This window comes from Cupriavidus sp. L7L (genome assembly GCF_004353535.1).
GTDB lineage: Bacteria > Pseudomonadota > Gammaproteobacteria > Burkholderiales > Burkholderiaceae > Cupriavidus > Cupriavidus oxalaticus_A.
Genome location: NZ_SMNY01000135.1, coordinates 1 through 1751 on the forward strand (window position 1 = coordinate 1; position 1751 = coordinate 1751).

The 1751-nt window shown below is 59.5% G+C and carries 1 protein-coding gene and 1 pseudogene; both read right to left on the reverse strand.

Going from position 1 to position 1751, the window contains the following annotated elements:
• Positions 1 to 631: pseudogene (locus E1J61_RS36505) on the reverse strand (ATP-binding protein); the annotation flags it as partial.
• Positions 632 to 645: 14 nt separating this feature from the next.
• Positions 646 to 1644, reverse strand: coding sequence for a thioredoxin fold domain-containing protein (locus tag E1J61_RS36510; protein WP_133098610.1), 999 nt, complete (start codon positions 1642 to 1644; stop codon positions 646 to 648).
• Positions 1645 to 1751 lie beyond the last annotated feature (107 nt).

A 1751-nucleotide genomic window follows, 5' to 3' on the forward strand; every position in this document is an offset into this window, starting at 1 on the left:
CCGCACCACCCGTCATGAAGTTGAGGACAAGATAATCGTCCTCCCGCCCAGTTCGTCGGCACATGCTCCACACCGCGGCATGGAGGCTGGAATCTGCCTTGCCGTCCGAGTAGAAGAACCCAGATCCCCATGCGAGGGCATTGAAGCAGATAGAGAGCAGCGTGACGGTCTTACCGGAACCCGTCGTGCCCATCAGCAGCATGTGCGTGCGCGCATCCGAGTTCGTGACCCATAGCTCTTTCAGGTGCTCAGCCTGATCGACGGAACGCTGGTTGCCGAGATGCAAGATCCCGTCGGCTTCCTTGCGCTTGATGATTTCGCCTGTCCCATCCTTGTTCGGCTCTGCTGCATCCAACGTCGGGTCGATACCGCCAAGGTGCTTCGGCATCCGCATTGGCAATTGGAACCGTTGCCACGAGTACCAAAGCTGGGTGAGCACCATCACCACCGTGATAGGTAGCCATAGGAATGACAGGGCCACCGATGCGGCGGCAGCACCCAGCTGGAACTTTGCATAGTTCCTTGGCTCCTTGAGCCAATCCCCCATCTTCTGAGCGATGGGGCGAGGGTCGAGCGTGATCCCTTGTTGGGACAGCTCCCGATTCGGCGCGGTCTGGTATGGGTTGTTCACGGTCGTTCACCGCATCAGCGGTACTGCTTCACCAGGTCGTTTAGGTCCAGCAGTTGGCCATCTCCATTCACCACGGAAGGCGTTTGCGTCAGGCCCATGGATTCAAATGCTTGGCGATTCTTCTCCAACCACTCCTTGCCCTTCCCGCACAGGTTGGGGGCGCGGCTCCGCTTCGTGAACAGCTCTTCATTCAAGCTGTTTTCCTTGCCGCGCACGTCCAGAGCCATCGCGTCTCGCCATGCCGCCGCTTGCTGCTCGCGGTCCCCCTGGCACAGCGCGTCGACGGCCACTTCTTCCGATCCTGGCTTGTAGGCGACAGGCAGAACGAAAACCGGGCGATGTTGGGCAATCTCCTTGACTGCGGGCTCTGCCGCGCGGCACGCGGGGCATTTTGGGTCGGAGAACACGTAGACCGCGGGCGTTCCGGGCGGGAAGATGACGGGGTTCACGTCAATCCGCCCGTCTGCCAGCGTCACCGGCGACGCGCGCGCAGCTGGCGCAGAGTCCAGCGCCGTGGGCGCAGCGATCCGATTGGCTTCGGCCAGAATTGCTGCTGTCAACTCGGGGGACTGCGATTTAGCTGACGCGAGAGTTGTAATCGTGCTGTACAGGCTCAGAACAAGCACCGGCAAGCCCACATAGAGCCCCAACGTGCGCAGCCTTGCTTTCAGTCGCTCCACGAGGGACCGTCGGTGGAACACCTTGACGATGAGACTCAGGGCGGCTTCGGCATCCTCAGTGTTCTGGAATCTCTCCAGGATGCGTAGCTTCTCACCGTCGTCCTCTGTGACGAACACAATGGCGTATGGCGCTACCGCGTCCGCCTCCTGCGATGTATTGTCGCTCTTGGCAGAGGCCACAGAAAATGCGTTCAGAGACGCGGAAAAAGTTGATGTCAACCGCACTCGGGACATCGCCTTCAAGTGGCCGCTTCCTGCAAAGAAGCACGAGAGAGAGCCATCCGGCTCGATGCGGACAATGTCCTTCCGCTTGCGCTCAAACGAGATCTTCATATTCTTTCCTTCACGGGCGATTCAATAGGGAAAATTCTTGCTGTTGGTTCGATTGCTCAATGATCCCGGTCTCTTCGAGGTATTTGCGCAGGCCTGCGAGCGCGTTA

Excerpts from the sequence above, each read along its gene's own strand:
- E1J61_RS36510 (WP_133098610.1), bottom strand. The coding sequence starts at position 1,644 with ATGAAGATCTCGTTTGAGCGCAAGCGGAAGGACATTGTCCGCATCGAG.